Source organism: Gracilimonas sp. (genome assembly GCF_040218225.1).
Classification (GTDB): Bacteria; Bacteroidota; Rhodothermia; order Balneolales; family Balneolaceae; genus Gracilimonas.
This window is the reverse complement of sequence record NZ_JAVJQO010000006.1, coordinates 172,770-189,392: the sequence shown is the minus strand read 5'-3', so window position 1 is coordinate 189,392 and position 16,623 is coordinate 172,770. Positions and strand designations below refer to the sequence as shown.

Here is a 16,623-nt window from a genome sequence, read left to right as displayed (position 1 = left end):
TGCTAAATAAATCTGTGAATATTCAGATAAAAAAACGTGTGAAACACTGCTTTAGTTCATTACTACTCGAAGGTAGTAGCGCGGAAAAGTAAATGCAAACTAAATGCGAATCGATAGAATTAAAATAACGATTTGCCGGTCATTTCTTTCGGTTGCTCAATCCCCATAAGCTTTAGGAGCGTAGGGGATACGTCTGCCAGTATACCATCCCTTAAGGTTATTTCTTCCGGAAAATTTACAACAATAGCCGGAACCAAAGCGGTAGTATGAGCTGTATGCGGACTTCCATCTTCTTTAATCATGCAGTCGGCATTGCCATGATCTGCAATTATGAGCGAGCGATAACCGTGATTATTCGCGGTTTCGATAACCCGCTTGAGTTGTTTATCGACCGTTTCGACAGCTTCTATAGCGGCTTTCATCACACCGGTGTGGCCAACCATATCAGGATTGGCAAAATTGAGTACTACAAACTGATATTCTTCTGATGATAGTTTTTCACAAAGTGTATCAGCTACTTTGTCGGCACTCATTTCAGGTTGAAGATCATAGGTAGCCACTTTTGGGCTTGGAATCACAATTCGATCTTCGCCTTCATTGGGCGTTTCAACGCCACCATTAAAGAAATAGGTAACATGTGGATACTTTTCGGTTTCAGCAATTCTGAACTGTTTCAATCCTTGTTTGCTGATCCATTCGCCCATCGTATTTGTGAGTTCCTGTGGGGTGTAAGCTACCCGGGCAAACTCAAAAGTCTCATCGTAAGAAGTGAAGGTCGTATAATGAAGATCTAAATCTTCCACATCAAACTCATTAAACCCATCTTCATTTAAAGCTCTCGAAATCTGTCGGGCACGGTCTCCGCGAATATTATAGAAAATGACAGCATCACCTTTCTGGATACGTGATTCCGGAGAATCATCCAGCAAAATAGGTTTAATAAATTCATCGGTTACCTTGGCGGCATAGGAGGCTTTGAATCCTTCTTCAGCGGAATCAAACTTTTTACCCTCTCCATGTACCAGCAGATCATAGGCCAGCTTAATGCGCTCCCAGCGATTATCGCGGTCCATGGCGTAATATCTTCCAATGATGGAAGAAAGTTGGCCAACCCCAATTTCTTGTGCTTTAGCCTCAAACTCTTTTGCATATTCAATTCCACCATTAGGGGAGGTATCCCGGCCATCAGTAAATGCATGAACATTAACATTATCGATACCGTGATTTTTACACAGCTCAAGTAAAGCAAATAAATGTTCATTATGGCTGTGAACACCGCCATCTGAGAAAAGACCCATGATATGAATCTTATTCTTTTGTTTGGCTTTTTCTACCGCATCCAGAAGTTCTTCATTCTCAAAGAAAGAACGATCTTTAATGGCTTTATTAATTCTGGAAAGTTCCTGCCAAACAATTCTTCCAGCTCCGATATTAAGGTGGCCTACTTCAGAATTTCCGAATTGGCCATCTGGAAGACCTACATTTTCTCCACTGGCAGAGAGTTTGGAGTGCGGATATTTTTGGAAAAGAGAATCAATGAAAGGCTTGTCAGCTTTATCTACCGCGCTGACATCTGGGTTTTCAGCCAACCCGAATCCATCTAAAATGACGAGCAGTGCTTTCGATTCGGCGTTGGCCATTCAGCTAATAATTTATAGGTTGTTAACGTATTTAGTTAACTGAGCTTTTTTACGGGCAGCATTATTTTTATGAAGAATTCCCTTCACGCTCATTCTGTCAAGGTAAGACACAGCTTCCTTCAGAGCTTCTTCAGCTTTTGCTTTGTCATCAATTTCATAAACTTTCTTAACCAAAGATCTCATCTTTGACTTACGGCTTCGGTTATGATCTCTGTGTTTTGCAGCCTGTCGTACTCTTTTTTTGGCTTGTTCGGTTATTGGCATTGCTAATATGCTTTTAAAATTATTTTTTCCTCGAATCTTTCCGAGAAACCAAAATTAAGAGTTATGAAAATATTAAACAAGAAATGATTGAATAATTAACAAGATAAGTTTAATTTAGCTGATCTGTTATGATAGTGGTAATCGATGGACCCGCAGGATCGGGTAAAAGTTCAACAGCTAAGGCCGTAGCGGCCAACCTTCAGATTCAATTTCTTGACTCAGGAGCGTTGTATCGTGTGGCTACCTTAGTTTATCTGGACGCAAACAAAGATTTACCACAGTTCTTTGATTCACTGAAAGAAAGTGAGATTTCCTTTCACTTCAAACAAGAAAAGTTTCATGCCTTCTTGAATGGTCGTGATGTAAGCGACGAAATCAGAAGCATGGAAGTTTCTGAGCATGTGAGTGAAGTGGCTTCTAACCCGGATGTTCGTGCATTTGTCAATGATTTGATGCACGAGATTGTTAAACACGATGTGTATATAGCCGACGGAAGGGATTTAGGGACAGCCGTCTTCCCCAATGCAGCTTTAAAGTTTTTTATGGTTGCTGATTTGGAAACACGAGCTCAGCGAAGATTCAAGGAAGTGAAAGCGCAAGGCAAGGACGTTACGCTTGAAGAAGTGAAACAAAACATTGCTGGCAGGGATGAGATAGACTCTAACCGAGATTCTGATCCTCTTAAAAAAGCCGAAGATGCCATTTTGGTGGATACATCCGAAATGACGTTTAAGGAACAAGTCGCTTTCATCAGTAATAAGATAGAACAACTGATATCAACACAGAAAAACAATTAACCATAACTTATCCCACAATTGAAAGTCAATTGTGAGGTAAACCAATAACCAAACATAATGACTGACGAATTAAAACAAGAACAAGCAGAACAAGAAACAGCTGAAAATTCGGCTGAAGAAACAGCAGTAGCTGAAGCGGAAGAGCAAGACGAAACTACAGCCGAAGAGGCAAAAGCTACTGAAGCTGAAGAACAAGCCGCAGAAGAGAGAAAAGAGACATTGACTCATGTGTACTCCGGAGACGTGGAAGGAGAGGTATACAAACTTGAAGACCTGCAACGTCCATCCGATGAATATTCTGATGACGAGTACAATGAAATGGTGGGTATGTATGAAGATACCCTTAATGAAATTGAAGAAAAAGAAATTGTACACGGCCGTGTGGTCTCAGTAGATGAGAAATACGTTGTTGTAGATATCGGTTTCAAATCTGAGGGTATTATCCAGGTCAACGAGTTTTCCAATGAAGCTCTTGAAGCTATGGAGCCCGGCGACGAAGTGGAAGTATTCCTTGATCGTGTTGAAGACAAAGAAGGACAATTAATTCTATCCCGTCGTAAAGCAGACATCCTGAAAGCATGGGAGAAAATTGAAGCTTCCCATGACGATGGCGTTATTATTGAAGGATATATCAAGCGCCGCATTAAAGGTGGTATGGTTGTAGATGTATTAGGCATCGATGCCTTCCTGCCTGGTTCTCAAATTGATGTTCGACCTGTTCGTGACTTTGACGCCTATGTAGGCAAAACCATGGAATTCCAGGTTGTTAAACTGAATATGGCTGCTGAGAACGTAGTTGTATCTCACCGTGCTCTTATTGAGTCTGATCTTGAGGAGCAGAGAGAAGAAATTCTCGAAACGATCGAAGCCGGTCAGGTTCTCGAAGGTGCTGTTAAAAACATTACCGACTTCGGTGTATTCATCGATCTTGGTGGTGTTGACGGTCTGCTTCACATTACGGATCTATCCTGGGGACGTGTTGACGATCCACACGAGATTGTACAACTCGACCAGCGCATGAACGTAGCTGTTATCGATTTTGATGAGAAAAGTAAGCGAGTATCTCTGGGTCTGAAGCAACTTCAGCCACACCCATGGGACGCTATCAACGAGAAGTATCCTGAAGGAAATAAAGTACAGGGTCGCGTTGTTTCTATCGCTGATTACGGTGCATTTATTGAGCTTGAGAAAGGTGTTGAAGGTCTGATCCACATTTCTGAAATGTCGTGGACACAGCATATTAAGCATCCGTCTCAATTAGTTGAGAAAGATGACATCGTAGAATGTATTGTTCTGAACATCAACGAAGAAGAGAAGAAAATCTCTCTTGGTGTTAAGCAGCTTGAAGATGACCCATGGGCAGACATCCTTGATCGTTTCCCTGTTGGATCCAAGCACACCGGTGTTGTTCGCAACCTTACCAACTTTGGAGTATTCGTTGAACTCGAGCCCGGTATTGATGGCTTGATTCACGTTTCTGACCTGAGCTGGACTGAGAAAGTTGACCATCCAAATGAAGTGGTTGACAAAGATCAGGAAATCGAGGTTGTAATCCTTGGTGTTGACTTCGACAACCGTCGAATCACCCTTGGCCACAAGCAAGTGGAAGACAACCCATGGAAACAATATGCTGAAGAGTACGCACCGGGTAACACCGTTGAAGGTGAAGTTGTTAAAACTACCGACAAAGGCGTATTTGTTAAGCTTCCATTAGGTGCTGAAGCATTCCTTAGCTATGCTAAATCAACCGAAGCCGAATATAAAGAAGGCGATAAAGTTGAAGACGCATTTGTTCTGAACTTCGATGAAGGAAACAAAAACATCGAATTGAGTCAGCTTGATTCTGACAAGAACAAAGCCAAGAAAGCCAAGAAAAAAGTTGAAAGTGCTAACACAGAAACCGGTGCTCCGACACTCGGTGAAATGTCAGGTCTTGCAGCTTTGAAGAAAGACATGGAAGAAAAAGAGAAAGCTGAAGCACAGAAGAAAGCGGATGCTGCCAAAGCCAAGAAGAAAAAGGCCGAGGATGAAGCAAAAGCTGAAGAAGCTGAGAAAGAAGAGGACGAATCTTCTGACGAAGAAGAGTAATTCTCGAATAGCTTTCTAAAGTTATTAAGCCTCGTTCATTAAGTTGAGCGAGGCTTTTTTATTGGATGAGGTTTTTCTCAGCTTATGTGAAAACGGTTTGAGTTTAAAAAGATGGTTTGTTTTAAACGACAAATTCTCCAAGGATTCAGAATCCTTGGAGAATTGTCTACTCAACTCCTCGAAAGCTTAAAAAAGCTATTCTCTTGTACACATTTCTATCTCTTTTTTCCCCAACGTTCCGGGTGGCTGTAACGAGATAGAAATGAGTTAAATCGTCCATCGCAAATCGGTCGTTCTATCTTTTATCAATCAAAAAGAACAGCGATTAACCGATGGACTGAACGACCAGTTTTTGATTTTTTGGGAGTAGAAAAGGTTAGTTAATTGAGTAAGTGTAATAAATAGATTCAAGGAGATCGCCGCGTCGAAAGTAAAAATAGATTTAAGGTCAGGCATGTGGGCTCCTCGCGATGACTCATTAAACAAAAAAAGGCGCCAACCGGCGCCCTTAAAAATTCAATGTTCGAAATTCGATGTTGAGTGTTCAATATTCCTACGGAACTTGGACATTGTTCATAATCTTAGTCACGATATCTTCCGGAGTAATGTCTTCGGCTTCCGCTTCAAAAGTGGGGATTATGCGATGCCTTAAAACATCCATCGCTATAGTTCGCACATCTTCCGGTGTAACGTATGCTCGGTGCTCCATAAAGGCTTGCGCCCGGGAGGCAAGGTTGAGGTTGATAGTGGCTCGCGGAGAGGCTCCAAAGCTGATTAAATCTTCGAGATCATCCAGGTTGTAGTTTTTGGGCTTACGGGTGGCAAACACTAGGTCTACAATGTACTGCTCTACCTTTTCATCCATATAAATTTCGTTGATGGTAGCACGGGCGTCTAAAATCTTGGCAGGACTTACCACTTTATTTAACTGCTCTTTTTTACCTGTTTTGGCCTGCTGACGCATAATCAGCATTTCTTCCTTCTCGGTCGGGTAATCGATTTTCAGCTTCAGCATAAAACGGTCAACTTGTGCTTCCGGAAGAGGGTAGGTTCCTTCCTGTTCAACCGGATTTTGAGTGGCTAGTACCAAGAAAGGCTCATCCAGTTTGAAGGTGTTTTCACCAATGGTAACCTGCTTTTCCTGCATGGCCTCAAGCAAAGCACTTTGTACTTTTGCAGGAGAACGGTTGATCTCATCCGCTAAAATAATGTTCGCAAAAATGGGACCTTTCTTAACCAGGAATTCCGCTTCTTTTTGATTGTAGATGAGCGTACCAATCAGGTCGGCAGGGAGTAAATCAGGTGTAAACTGAATGCGCTGAAAAGCCGTATCCAAAACCGTAGCCAAACTCGAAACTGTGAGGGTCTTAGCCAGTCCGGGAACACCTTCAAGAAGTACGTGTCCATTGGTTAGCAGTCCCACCAATAAGCGGTCAATCATATAGCGCTGACCAATAATTACTTTGTCTAGCTCTTTTCGAATGTCTTCAATAAAGGCGCTGTTCTTTTCTATTTTTTCGCCCAGCGCTTCCATGTCAATTGCGTATTCGCTCATTTTCTAAATTCTTTTTTTAGTATTAGCTGATGATATGATTATTTTCTCGCCTTCAAAAAGTGAACAAATATAATAAATGGACGTTTTACAATCTTTTTTATTAGGACTCATCCAGGGAATAACCGAATTTTTACCCATTAGCAGCTCAGGGCACCTTGTTTTGGGTAAATATATTTTAGGCGGAGACCTTGAAGCCGGCATCACTTACGAAGTAGTTGTGCATTTTGGAAGCCTGTGCGCCATTCTGATTTACTACCGCAAGCTTTTGGGGGATTTGCTGATGTCGGGTGTTGGATTTTTGAAAGCCCCATCACAGAAAAAAGATGATCCACAAGTAAAACTGATTGGCTTTATTTTGGTAAGTATGATTCCAGCCATGGTTATTGGATTCACTTTAAAGGATTACATTGAAGATATTTTTATGGACCCGCTGTTGGTTTCCATTATGCTTATTGTGACGGGCTTGATTTTATTTCTTACCAGGTTTGTTGGTGATACGACCAAGGATATTAATCTTCCTAATAGCTTTGTGATTGGACTGGCACAAGCGTTTGCGATGATCCCCGGGGTGAGTCGTGCAGGTTCAACCATTTCTGCCTCTTTGTATTTAGGGGTGAAGAGGGAAGACGCTGCTAATTTTTCGTTCCTCATGGTGATTCCGGTAATAGCAGGTGCGATGCTGCTTCAGTTTAAAGAGATGATGGAAGTAGGGGTAAGCGATGCGCAAATGATTAGCCTGGTAGTAGGATTCTTTACGTCCTTTATTTCAGGTTACTTTGCCCTGAAATACCTCATCATCATTTTGAAGAAAAAAGGGTTTCACTATTTTTCTTACTACTGCTGGCTTGTTGGTGGGGCAGGACTGATTTATTTTATCGTATAACAATAAAATTTTTATAAATAATAAAAATAGCACCTCAAGTTCTTGAAGCCGGAAGCAAATATGGCTACCTTTGGCGCTCACAAAACAGATTATTTATGGTCGTTTATTTTTTCATCATGTTAGCAGTTCTGGCTATAGGCTCAGCATTGGCTATGGTCATCAACAAGAATGTGGTAAACAGTGCATTGTTCCTTGTTTTGAACATGGTTTCACTGGCTGGAATTTTCCTCATCCTCAACGCTCAGTTTTTGGCCGTGATACAAATATTGGTATATGCAGGTGCCATCATGGTGCTATTCCTTTTTGTCATCATGTTGTTAAATGTGGAAGATGAAGAAAAACTGTTTGATAAGTTCCGTGTAAAATATATGCTGGCTTTCCTTCTGGCAATGGGTGTAATGGGGCAAATCTTTTACAGTCTTGCCGGGGTTACTGATATGCTCCCGCAAATTTCTGAACAAATGGCTGCTGTTGGAACCGTTGAGGCAGTGGGAGATGTGCTATTCACTGATTACTTGTTGCCATTTGAGCTGACTGCTGTATTATTGACCGCAGCAGTAGTTGGAGCACTGATGATTGCACAGCATAAAATTAAAAGAACAGACGAGATTTAATTATGGTAGGAATTGACTGGTTTTTAGGAGTAAGTGCGATCATGTTTACCATTGGAATTATTGGTGTGCTGATTCGCCGAAATGCTATTGTGATTTTCATGTGTGTTGAGCTGATGTTGAACGCCGTGAACCTATCACTGGTTTCATTTGCAAGTCATCATGGAAACATAGACGGACAAATTCTGGTATTTTTTGCCCTGGCGGTGGCAGCTGCTGAAGCCGTTGTTGGATTAGCAATCATTATTGCAATCTTCAGGAATAACCTGACAGTAGATGTGGGTAAAATCAACCTCTTACGCTGGTAGCAGTTACAAATTTATAACACAACCTTTTGTGTTGTTTTGGTTAAAGCCTTCCTGATTTCAGGAGGGCTTTTTTTATTCTAAAAGATTGTATGAGAATGGTTCGGATTCTGAATCAAGTTCACAACTGCAAATATAGTGGGCAGGAGCTACGGATTGATAATCAGAACAAATACCCTGCAGTGAAGTAAATGCCATAGTCTTCTTTAGAAAAACCAACATCGGCTCTTAGAATGAAATCAGCAGTGAAGAAAGAAGCATTGATTCCAAACCCATAGGTGTATTTAAGGTCATTGATTATGGTCTCTATTGATTCTCCATTTGGGAAGGTGCGGCCGATGTCTGTAAATAAGGTTCCGCCAAAACGTGAACTTATGGTGGGAAATTCAAACAGCCATGTTCTTAATTCAGAATTAAGCAAAATGGCGTTCTCATCTCTGAATCTATATTCCGGATAACCTCTCATTAATTCAGCACCACCCAGGTCAGGAAGCTGCCAATAAGGCAATTCTCCGGAAGAATGCTGGAAGAAAAGGCGGTTAGCAAAAGTGATTTTCTTTAGCAGGTGAAAAGAGGTATATGCACGTGCATCAGTTTCGAGCAGCAGATAGTTATAGTCGCTGCCTATCACTTTATTTCCCACCTCAATCCCGGCCTTCAGGTACGTTCCGGTAGAAGGTTGAAATTCCTGGTCACGGCCCTCCCAAACTATTCCCGTCCCGATAGCTGTAATATGAGACCCGTTTACTCCGGCTGGCTGGTCGTCAATAATAAGCTGACTGTCTTTATTATTATATGGGGTTTCATACTCGTAGGTAATTTTACCGTATATATCCAATTGTGGTCCTTGGTTCTTTTTAACCAAAGGCTTTCGCAGCATAAAGTCGAAACCGGCAGAAAAAGAATTGTATAAATAGTAGTCGGTACTATCAAGAAGAACATCTGGGAGTTCGTTGTAATTGCCAATCCCGTAATACTGATTACCAGAGAAGCGGGACATGAAGATTTCTGAATAAAACCGCTGATCGGAGTCAAAAATATATGGCTTATCATATTCCAGGAAAACAGAGATAAGTCCCCGGGTAGTTGCGATACCATAAAAATTCAGGAAAGAGTAGAATGGTTTCATACCATCACGGTACTTGTAATGACTGGCAATGCCACCTGCTATCAATCCCAAATCACTATCGTAGGCTAAAGCCGGAAGAAAGGCGAATTCGGTTGAATCTTCAACCGCTTGGTTCTGGGCTTTTGCAGATAGGTTGAAGCCAAAAAAAAGGAGCAACATAAAAGCTGCTCCTTTAGTGAAATATGATGTTTTAATCGGATTAATCAAGTTATATAAATATCAGGGTTACGAGTATGTAAATTGGTACCAGTATACCAAAAGACCATAACATATAGCCACCAAAACTTGGCATATTAACACCATCCTGCTCGGCAATTGATTTAACCATGAAGTTGGGTGCGTTACCAATATACGTCATAGCACCAAAGAATACTGCACCAGAAGAAATGGCTATTAAAGTACTCTTGAGTTCTGTCATCAGGATAGCTGCATCACCACCGGCGGCATTAAAGAATACCAGGTAAGTAGGGGCATTATCCAGGAATGCTGAGAGCATACCAGTTATCCAGAAGAACATTACATCGTTTGGTTCTCCACCCGTAAACACAGCGTTGTTCACAAACTGAAGTGCGCCTTCGCCACCTTGTGCGGCTTTAAGCATACTTATTGGGGCGATGATGGTAACAAAGATTCCGGCAAAAAGTTTTCCAACCTCCTGAATCGGGAACCAGTTGAATCCATTAGCTGCACGACTTTCTTTAGAAGTGAAATGCCAGCTCACCCATGAAAGGAATAGCAGGGTAAAGTCACGAACAAGGTTTTCATACTTCACGTGTACATGATAAATCTCAAATTCTCCAAGTTTTACCAATCCTGAGAATAGTACGGCTCCAACAACACCACCAAGCAGCAACAGGTTAAAGCTACCTTCAAGTCCAAGCGGCTCGCTTCCTTCGCTGGAAGGCTGAGTATTAGTCTCTTTATTATAAAGGGCTTTATCCCAGAAATAATAGAGGACTAACAGAATCACTACAACAAAAGCCATCTCCCAGAATAAGTTGGTTGTAGTCCAGAAGAAGCTTACTCCCTGTAAGAATCCAAGGAATAGCGGAGGATCGCCAAGTGGTGTTAATGAACCTCCAACGTTAGCAACAAGGAAAATGAAGAATACTACCATATGGACTTTCTTTTCTCTCCAGGCGTTGGCGCGCAACATAGGGCGGATAAGAAGCATGGCGGCTCCGGTCGTACCCATCCAGCTGGCGAGTATGGTACCAATAAGGAGAAGTCCGGTATTAACCTCGGGGGTACCTTTCATATATCCTTTAATCCGGACACCACCCGAAATGGTAAATAAGGCAAATAATAAGATGATAAAGGGAATGTACTCCAGCAGGTAAACATGAAGCACTTCATAAAGGGCTTTATCAAATCCAAATTCAAAAATGAGAGGTATTACGAGCAGAAATCCCCAAAAAGCGGATATTTTCCCAAAATGATGGTGCCAAAAATCTTCGGCAACGAGAGGGAAAATAGCGATTGAAAGAAGGATTCCCGCAAAAGGAATGACCCAAAATAAGCTTAATTCACTAGCGTCAATTCCATGGTTTACTCCTTCTTCAGCAGCAAAAGCTACTCCGGAAAGAAGCAAAACAAACATGGGAGCTAATAAGTAACGTAGTTTTTTAAATAATGATGATGAGACCACGATGTTCGAGTTGAATAGTTAAAAATTTTAAGTTCATAAAATAACAGTTGCAGGAAGCTTTCAAAAACAGAACTCATCTGATTCTGAAATTTCTCATTAAAATATTGTAAAGCAGCGATTGAAAAAGAACAAAAAATCAGGTAAAACTGTCTTTACCTTCCTATAGTTTTTTGTATCTTTGCCATCCATTTCGGAGCCGTGCGAGTCGCGGCTTTGTTTTTACTGAAATCAAAACAAAGTTTAATAAATGGAATCCGCTACGGCGCTGTTTTCACTCATAATTGCTCTTCCATTAGCTGGTTTTCTGATCAACGGAATTATCGGCCTGTTCGCAGAGAACTATAGAAATAAGAAGCAACTCATAGGGTTGATTGCCAACCTGGCTGTATTTGTGCCTTTTGCGATTGCAGTTTATTTCTTTCTGAATATTAATGCTGAATCCGAAGCAGTGGTTTACAAGCTGTTTACCTGGATGGAAGTGGGGAGCTTCAGTGTTGATATTGCATACCGGCTGGATCAGCTTTCTATCTTAATGACGCTGGTGGTAACCGGTGTAGGATTTTTGATTCACCTATACTCAATGGGGTATATGGCTGACGATGAAGGGTACTGGAAGTTCTTTGCCTACCTGAACCTTTTCATCTTTGCGATGCTGAATCTTGTTCTTGGTAATAACCTGTTGCTGTTATTCCTTGGGTGGGAAGGAGTTGGAGTTTGTTCTTACCTGTTGATTGGTTTCTGGTACACCGATATGGCCAAGTCTGATGCAGCCAAAAAAGCTTTTATTTACAACCGAATTGGTGACTTCGCATTTTTGATTGCGATGTTCATGGTTTTCCAAACGGTAGGGAGCCTGAACTTTGATGTAATTCTTGGAAACCTGGATGCGTTCTCCGGCGAGTATACCTTCACTATTGGTCTATTGATGTTTATCGGGGCAACCGGTAAATCTGCACAGATTCCATTGTTCGTTTGGCTGCCAGATGCGATGGCTGGTCCGACTCCGGTTTCTGCCCTTATCCATGCGGCTACGATGGTAACTTCAGGTATTTACCTGATCTCAAGAATGTCGCCGATGTTTGTGATGTCACCGGAAGTAATGCTGATTGTAGCGGTTATTGGAGCTTTGACCGCGATTGTTGCTGCCACTATTGCCATCACTCAAAATGATATTAAAAGTGTGCTTGCTTACTCTACGGTTTCACAGCTGGGGTATATGTTCCTGGCTTTAGGTTCCGGAGCTTTTACTGCCGCCATGTTCCATGTAGTAACCCATGCTTTCTTTAAGGCTTGTCTGTTCCTCGGTTCAGGGTCGGTTATTCATGCCATGCACCATGTGGAGCATGAGCTTGAGCACGAAGGCAAAGATGTGCATTTCGATCCGCAGGATATGAGAAATATGGGTGGGCTTCGAAAATACATGCCATCTACCTACAAGACTTTTCTGATTTCGACTATTGCCATTGCCGGTATCCCGCCATTAGCCGGGTTCTTTTCTAAGGATGAAATTTTAGCCATGACTGCCAACGCCGGAGCCGGTGAATTTGGAAGCTATATGTATATGGCGCTTTGGGGTGTTGGAATGATTACTGCGTTCCTTACCGCTTTTTATATGTTCCGTCTTACACTTACTACCTTTCATGGGGACTTCAAACTGGGGCAGCGTTTTAAGGAAGCTATCGGAGCTGAAAAATATCTGCACGAAAGTCCTGCAACCATGACGATTCCTCTTTGGACTTTGGCAGGCCTGGCTGCTGTAGGCGGATTCTTAGGTGTACCTAATTTTGTTGTGGAAACTTTCACCGGAGAAACTGCTCATATAAATTTACTGCATAACTGGCTGTACAACATTAATGCTGATTATGAGCTGATTCTTGGCAAGCCAATCAAGTGGGGCATCATGGCGTTTTCTATTGTTATTGCCATTGCCGGCACGTGGACAGCCTTCAGAATGTACAACAACAATCAGCAGCTTGAGTCGGACGCAAAACTCGCCGATCGATTTGGTGGACTTTATCAAACATGGAAAGACAAGTATAATCTCGATGAGGTTTATGAGGGACTGATTTCAGATCCTATCGTGAAGTTCTCCGACAAAGTTCTTGCCGTTTTTGATATGAAAGTGGTAGATGGAATTGTAAATGCTACAGCGGGAACGGTCCGCTTATTCGGAAGCTTATTCCGATACGTCCAAACGGGAGTGGTTTCAAGTTATGCGCTGGCATTTGTGATTGGCGTAATTGTGATCCTTTATTTAATGATAATGTAATTGTCACTGATTAGTAGATGGAAACTCTTTTAAATATCGTTATTTACTTACCACTGTTAGGCATTCCGCTGATTTTAATGATCAAGAATGAAACCTCACGAAAGTGGATTGCCCTGTTGGTGACAGCCCTAACCTTTGTAGCCTCTCTGCCTCTGATGTTGAGTTTTGATGTTGCAGCCTCAGGAACCCCGCAGTTTTTAACTGAAGGCGGAAGGTTGATGGAATCATTAGACATTAAATACCTCGTGGGTCTGGATGGATTAAGTCTGTTATTATTCATGCTTACTACCTTTATGGGGCCTATCGTGATTTTATCATCATGGAATTCCGTGAAAAAACATCTGGCCGGTTACCTGAGTATGCTTTTGTTGTTGCAAACGGCTTCTTTGGGAGTTTTTGCTTCGCTTGATCTGATGGTATTTTATGTATTTTTCGAGCTTTCTTTGATTCCCATGTACTTTCTGATTGGTATCTGGGGCGGAGCCGGGCGGATTCAGGCCACCATTAAATTTTTCATTTACACATTGGTCGGTTCACTCATAATGTTGGTTGGATTGATCTATCTTGGATATGATGCCGGCGCAGCGATGGGAGCTGGAACAAATTTTACAACCGACTGGAGATTCCTTTCCAGTGATATGTATACCATTGGTTTGGTTGAGCAAACGTATTTATTCCTGGCTTTTGCACTGGCCTTTTGTATCAAAGTGCCTTTATTTCCTTTCCATACCTGGTTGCCGTACGCGCATACCGAGGCCCCAACGGCAGGCTCTGTAGTGCTTGCAGCCATCATGCTTAAGATGGGTACTTATGGATTGATCCGCGTTTGTTTGCCAATTTTCCCGAATGCATTTATGGAGTTTGCTCCCTGGATGGCCACACTTGCTGTGATTGGAATCATATATGGTGCGCTTGTGGCGATGGTTCAGAAAGATGTGAAGAAATTGGTTGCCTATTCATCGGTCAGTCACTTAGGATTTGTTGTATTGGGAATTTTTGCTCTGAACACCGTTGCTGTTCAGGGTGCTATCATCCAGATGATTAACCACGGACTTTCAACCGGAGCGCTCTTCCTTATTGTTGGGATGATTTATGATCGGCGCCACACTCGTATGATTAAAGACTTTGGTGGTATTGCCAAGAAGGTTCCTGTGTTTACAGTAATGTTCATGATTGCGACTTTAGCGTCAATAGGATTACCGGGATTGAACGGTTTTGTAGGTGAGTTTTTAATTCTGAACGGATCATTCTTCTCAGAACTGTATAACAACAAGGTATTTGCCATACTCGCTGCTACCGGTGTGATTTTGGCTGCAGTGTATATGCTGTGGATGTTCCAGCGGGTAATGTTTGGTCCGCTGACTAATGAAGAAAATGAGAAATTAGTAGATCTGAATGGTCGTGAGATCGGTTTACTGGTTCCATTGGTAATATTCATGTTTTGGATTGGAATCCACCCGGTTGACTTCACGAAGTATTCAGAAGTACAGGTAACGGAATTAATTGAAGCATCTCAGGAAAAAAGTATGGCTGTTATCGAGCAGTCAAAACTTGATGAAGACCTTCCTGACTGGACTGCAAGATTCTATGACGTAGATCAAGTTGAATCACAAATGGCATCCAAATAACATGGCACAACCACTTTCAAAACAGGATATTCGCAAAGCTCTGAATTCCTTAGAAGGGTGGGAGTTAGGCGATGATGTTATCAAAAAAGAATTTTCATTTAATGATTTCAGTGAAGCCCTCGGGTTTATTGTCCGGGTTGGACTGGAAGCTGAAAAACAGGTACATCACCCGCAGTTGTTTAATGTATACAACACGGTTAATATCAGTTTAAATACACATGATGCGGGCGATAAGGTCACTCAAAAAGATGTAGACCTTGCCAAAGCAATTGAAAGCGTTTTATAAAATTAGCGAATGGATTATTTAGGCGACATACAAGCTTTTCTACCCGGTGTTATTACAGCCGTTGCTGGTTTAGTAGTAATTGTGGTGGAATCACTGAAAAAAGATAGCCCCTTCAATTTCTGGATTACGGCTCTTTCCCTGATTGCAGCTCTCATCGTGAGTGTGCAATCTTTGGGTACTAACTTAGATACAGCATTTTCAGGAATGCTGGTTTACGGAGGCCCTGTAGCTTTCGGAAATATGATCATACTTACCGGTGCTGTTTTTTGTGTATTTATTAGTGAAGATTATCTGAAGGGCATCGGTCACTACTATGGTGAGGTTTATGCCCTGATGCTGTTTGCTACTTCGGGGATGCTGGCCCTTGCCGGTTCTAACGACCTGATTACGTTATTTGTAGGTCTGGAAACCATGTCTATCTGTTTATATGTAATGGCAGGTTTGATTAAAGACGAAAAAGCAGGTGCAGAATCTGCGCTTAAATACTTTCTGTTAGGAGCATTTTCAACAGGATTCTTACTCTATGGAATGGCTCTTCTTTATGGTGCTACAGGTACCACAAACATTCCTGAAATTGGAGCAGCTGCAAGCACAAATCTATTATTTCTTGCGGGTACCGGGCTTCTGTTGGTAGGTTTTTTGTTTAAAATTTCTGCCGTACCATTTCATATGTGGACTCCCGATGTTTATCAGGGGACACCAACCACATTAACCGCTTACATGGCTACCGCCTCTAAAGCAGGTACGTTTGTTGCCTTTATTTTGGTGCTTGCAAGAGCGCTTCCGATTATGGAAGGATTGGATTGGCAGTCAGTGTTAAGCCTCATCGCTATTGTAACCATGATTTTTGGTAACATCATTGCTCTTGTACAGGACAATGTGAAAAGAATGCTCGCCTATTCCAGTGTGGCTCACGCCGGATATGCTCTGGTTGGTTTAGCAGCAGGTACATTTGAGGGATACAGTGCGGTACTATTTTATTTATTCGCTTACACCCTCATGAATGTGGGTGCTTTTGGAGTGATCGCATACTATGAAAGAAACAAAGGTCTTGATTTCAATCAGGTGCAAAACCTCGCAGGTCTTGGTTATAAAGAACCACTGATGGGGATTTCGCTTTCCGTTTTTCTCTTCTCTTTAGCAGGAATTCCTCCGCTGGTTGGCTTTGTAGGTAAGTATTACGTATTTGCTGCGGCTATCAGTGCTGATATGGTTGGTTTAGCCGTGGTTGGTGTTTTAGCTAGTGCTGCTAGCGTGTATTATTATCTGCGGGTAATGGTATATTTGTATTTCCGTGAAGAGCATCAGCCTATTGAGTTATTTAAGCCTACATTGCTTTACAAAGGCACGATTGCCATTCTGGCCATTCTAACCCTGTATTATGGAGTAGAGCCTTTACTTCCTACTGGAGGATTAATGGATATTCTGAATACATTTGGCGGATACTCAACTCCAGCTATTTCTGTAGCTCCCTGATCCTTGGCTTCTGCTTTTAATTAGTAGAATATTTCACACTGGAG

At 41.9% G+C, this 16,623-nt stretch carries 14 protein-coding genes; 9 read left to right on the top strand and 5 right to left on the bottom strand.

Annotated features, from left to right (window positions below):
* Nucleotides 1-119 precede the first annotated feature (119 nt).
* Nucleotides 120-1,640: a 2,3-bisphosphoglycerate-independent phosphoglycerate mutase gene (gpmI, locus tag RIB15_RS07970; protein ID WP_350201623.1), complete on the bottom strand. Its 1,521-nt coding sequence runs from the start codon at nucleotides 1,638-1,640 to the stop codon at nucleotides 120-122.
* Nucleotides 1,641-1,652: 12 nt separating this feature from the next.
* A complete protein-coding gene (gene rpsT / locus RIB15_RS07965; RefSeq protein WP_350201622.1) occupies nucleotides 1,653-1,904 on the bottom strand; it encodes a 30S ribosomal protein S20 in 252 nt (83 codons plus the stop codon).
* Nucleotides 1,905-2,032: 128 nt separating this feature from the next.
* Here rpsT and cmk point away from each other — a divergent pair, with 128 nt between their 5' ends.
* Both cmk and rpsA read left to right on the top strand, forming a co-directional pair.
* On the top strand, nucleotides 2,033-2,701 hold the full coding sequence (cmk, locus tag RIB15_RS07960; protein WP_350201621.1) for a (d)CMP kinase: 669 nt from the start codon (nucleotides 2,033-2,035) through the stop codon (nucleotides 2,699-2,701).
* A gap of 57 nt (nucleotides 2,702-2,758) precedes the next feature.
* The gene (gene rpsA / locus RIB15_RS07955; protein ID WP_350201620.1) at nucleotides 2,759-4,789 is read left to right on the top strand and encodes a 30S ribosomal protein S1; all 2,031 of its coding nucleotides are present in this window, start codon (nucleotides 2,759-2,761) and stop codon (nucleotides 4,787-4,789) included.
* Nucleotides 4,790-5,342: 553 nt separating this feature from the next.
* Here rpsA and RIB15_RS07950 read toward each other — a convergent pair.
* On the bottom strand, nucleotides 5,343-6,344 hold the full coding sequence (locus RIB15_RS07950; RefSeq protein WP_350201619.1) for an AAA family ATPase: 1,002 nt from the start codon (nucleotides 6,342-6,344) through the stop codon (nucleotides 5,343-5,345).
* Between the two features lie 76 nt (nucleotides 6,345-6,420).
* Between RIB15_RS07950 and RIB15_RS07945 the strand changes: the two genes are divergently transcribed.
* From RIB15_RS07945 to nuoK, 3 genes are all read left to right on the top strand, one after another.
* Nucleotides 6,421-7,227, top strand: a complete 807-nt coding sequence (locus RIB15_RS07945; protein ID WP_350201618.1) for an undecaprenyl-diphosphate phosphatase — start codon at nucleotides 6,421-6,423, stop codon at nucleotides 7,225-7,227.
* Between the two features lie 95 nt (nucleotides 7,228-7,322).
* Nucleotides 7,323-7,841: an NADH-quinone oxidoreductase subunit J family protein gene (locus RIB15_RS07940; RefSeq protein WP_350201617.1), complete on the top strand. Its 519-nt coding sequence runs from the start codon at nucleotides 7,323-7,325 to the stop codon at nucleotides 7,839-7,841.
* Nucleotides 7,842-7,843: 2 nt separating this feature from the next.
* Nucleotides 7,844-8,146, top strand: a complete 303-nt coding sequence (gene nuoK / locus RIB15_RS07935; protein WP_350201616.1) for an NADH-quinone oxidoreductase subunit NuoK — start codon at nucleotides 7,844-7,846, stop codon at nucleotides 8,144-8,146.
* A 160-nt stretch (nucleotides 8,147-8,306) separates the two neighbouring features.
* Here nuoK and RIB15_RS07930 read toward each other — a convergent pair whose 3' ends face one another.
* Both RIB15_RS07930 and RIB15_RS07925 read right to left on the bottom strand, forming a co-directional pair.
* On the bottom strand, nucleotides 8,307-9,431 hold the full coding sequence (locus tag RIB15_RS07930) for a BamA/TamA family outer membrane protein (RefSeq protein ID WP_350201615.1): 1,125 nt from the start codon (nucleotides 9,429-9,431) through the stop codon (nucleotides 8,307-8,309).
* A 49-nt stretch (nucleotides 9,432-9,480) separates the two neighbouring features.
* Nucleotides 9,481-10,872, bottom strand: coding sequence for a sodium:proton antiporter (locus RIB15_RS07925; RefSeq protein WP_350202050.1), 1,392 nt, complete (start codon nucleotides 10,870-10,872; stop codon nucleotides 9,481-9,483).
* Nucleotides 10,873-11,167: 295 nt separating this feature from the next.
* Here RIB15_RS07925 and nuoL point away from each other — a divergent pair, with 295 nt between their 5' ends.
* The 4 genes from nuoL to RIB15_RS07905 are packed head-to-tail and all read left to right on the top strand — an operon-like array spanning nucleotide 11,168 to nucleotide 16,579.
* Nucleotides 11,168-13,189: an NADH-quinone oxidoreductase subunit L gene (nuoL, locus tag RIB15_RS07920; RefSeq protein WP_350201614.1), complete on the top strand. Its 2,022-nt coding sequence runs from the start codon at nucleotides 11,168-11,170 to the stop codon at nucleotides 13,187-13,189.
* Between the two features lie 17 nt (nucleotides 13,190-13,206).
* Complete coding sequence (locus RIB15_RS07915) at nucleotides 13,207-14,817, top strand: complex I subunit 4 family protein (protein WP_350201613.1); 1,611 nt, start codon at nucleotides 13,207-13,209, stop codon at nucleotides 14,815-14,817.
* Between the two features lies 1 nt (nucleotide 14,818).
* The gene (locus tag RIB15_RS07910; protein ID WP_350201612.1) at nucleotides 14,819-15,103 is read left to right on the top strand and encodes a 4a-hydroxytetrahydrobiopterin dehydratase; all 285 of its coding nucleotides are present in this window, start codon (nucleotides 14,819-14,821) and stop codon (nucleotides 15,101-15,103) included.
* A gap of 9 nt (nucleotides 15,104-15,112) precedes the next feature.
* Nucleotides 15,113-16,579: an NADH-quinone oxidoreductase subunit N gene (locus RIB15_RS07905; protein WP_350201611.1), complete on the top strand. Its 1,467-nt coding sequence runs from the start codon at nucleotides 15,113-15,115 to the stop codon at nucleotides 16,577-16,579.
* Nucleotides 16,580-16,623: the final 44 nt, after the last annotated feature.

Coding starts and splice junctions, on each gene's coding strand:
- gpmI (WP_350201623.1), bottom strand. CDS start 1,640: ATGGCCAACGCCGAATCGAAAGCACTGCTCGTCATTTTAGATGGATTC.
- rpsT (WP_350201622.1), bottom strand. CDS start 1,904: ATGCCAATAACCGAACAAGCCAAAAAAAGAGTACGACAGGCTGCAAAA.
- cmk (WP_350201621.1), top strand. CDS start 2,033: ATGATAGTGGTAATCGATGGACCCGCAGGATCGGGTAAAAGTTCAACA.
- rpsA (WP_350201620.1), top strand. CDS start 2,759: ATGACTGACGAATTAAAACAAGAACAAGCAGAACAAGAAACAGCTGAA.
- RIB15_RS07950 (WP_350201619.1), bottom strand. CDS start 6,344: ATGAGCGAATACGCAATTGACATGGAAGCGCTGGGCGAAAAAATAGAA.
- RIB15_RS07945 (WP_350201618.1), top strand. CDS start 6,421: ATGGACGTTTTACAATCTTTTTTATTAGGACTCATCCAGGGAATAACC.
- RIB15_RS07940 (WP_350201617.1), top strand. CDS start 7,323: ATGGTCGTTTATTTTTTCATCATGTTAGCAGTTCTGGCTATAGGCTCA.
- nuoK (WP_350201616.1), top strand. CDS start 7,844: ATGGTAGGAATTGACTGGTTTTTAGGAGTAAGTGCGATCATGTTTACC.
- RIB15_RS07930 (WP_350201615.1), bottom strand. CDS start 9,431: ATGTTGCTCCTTTTTTTTGGCTTCAACCTATCTGCAAAAGCCCAGAAC.
- RIB15_RS07925 (WP_350202050.1), bottom strand. CDS start 10,872: ATGTTTGTTTTGCTTCTTTCCGGAGTAGCTTTTGCTGCTGAAGAAGGA.
- nuoL (WP_350201614.1), top strand. CDS start 11,168: ATGGAATCCGCTACGGCGCTGTTTTCACTCATAATTGCTCTTCCATTA.
- RIB15_RS07915 (WP_350201613.1), top strand. CDS start 13,207: ATGGAAACTCTTTTAAATATCGTTATTTACTTACCACTGTTAGGCATT.
- RIB15_RS07910 (WP_350201612.1), top strand. CDS start 14,819: ATGGCACAACCACTTTCAAAACAGGATATTCGCAAAGCTCTGAATTCC.
- RIB15_RS07905 (WP_350201611.1), top strand. CDS start 15,113: ATGGATTATTTAGGCGACATACAAGCTTTTCTACCCGGTGTTATTACA.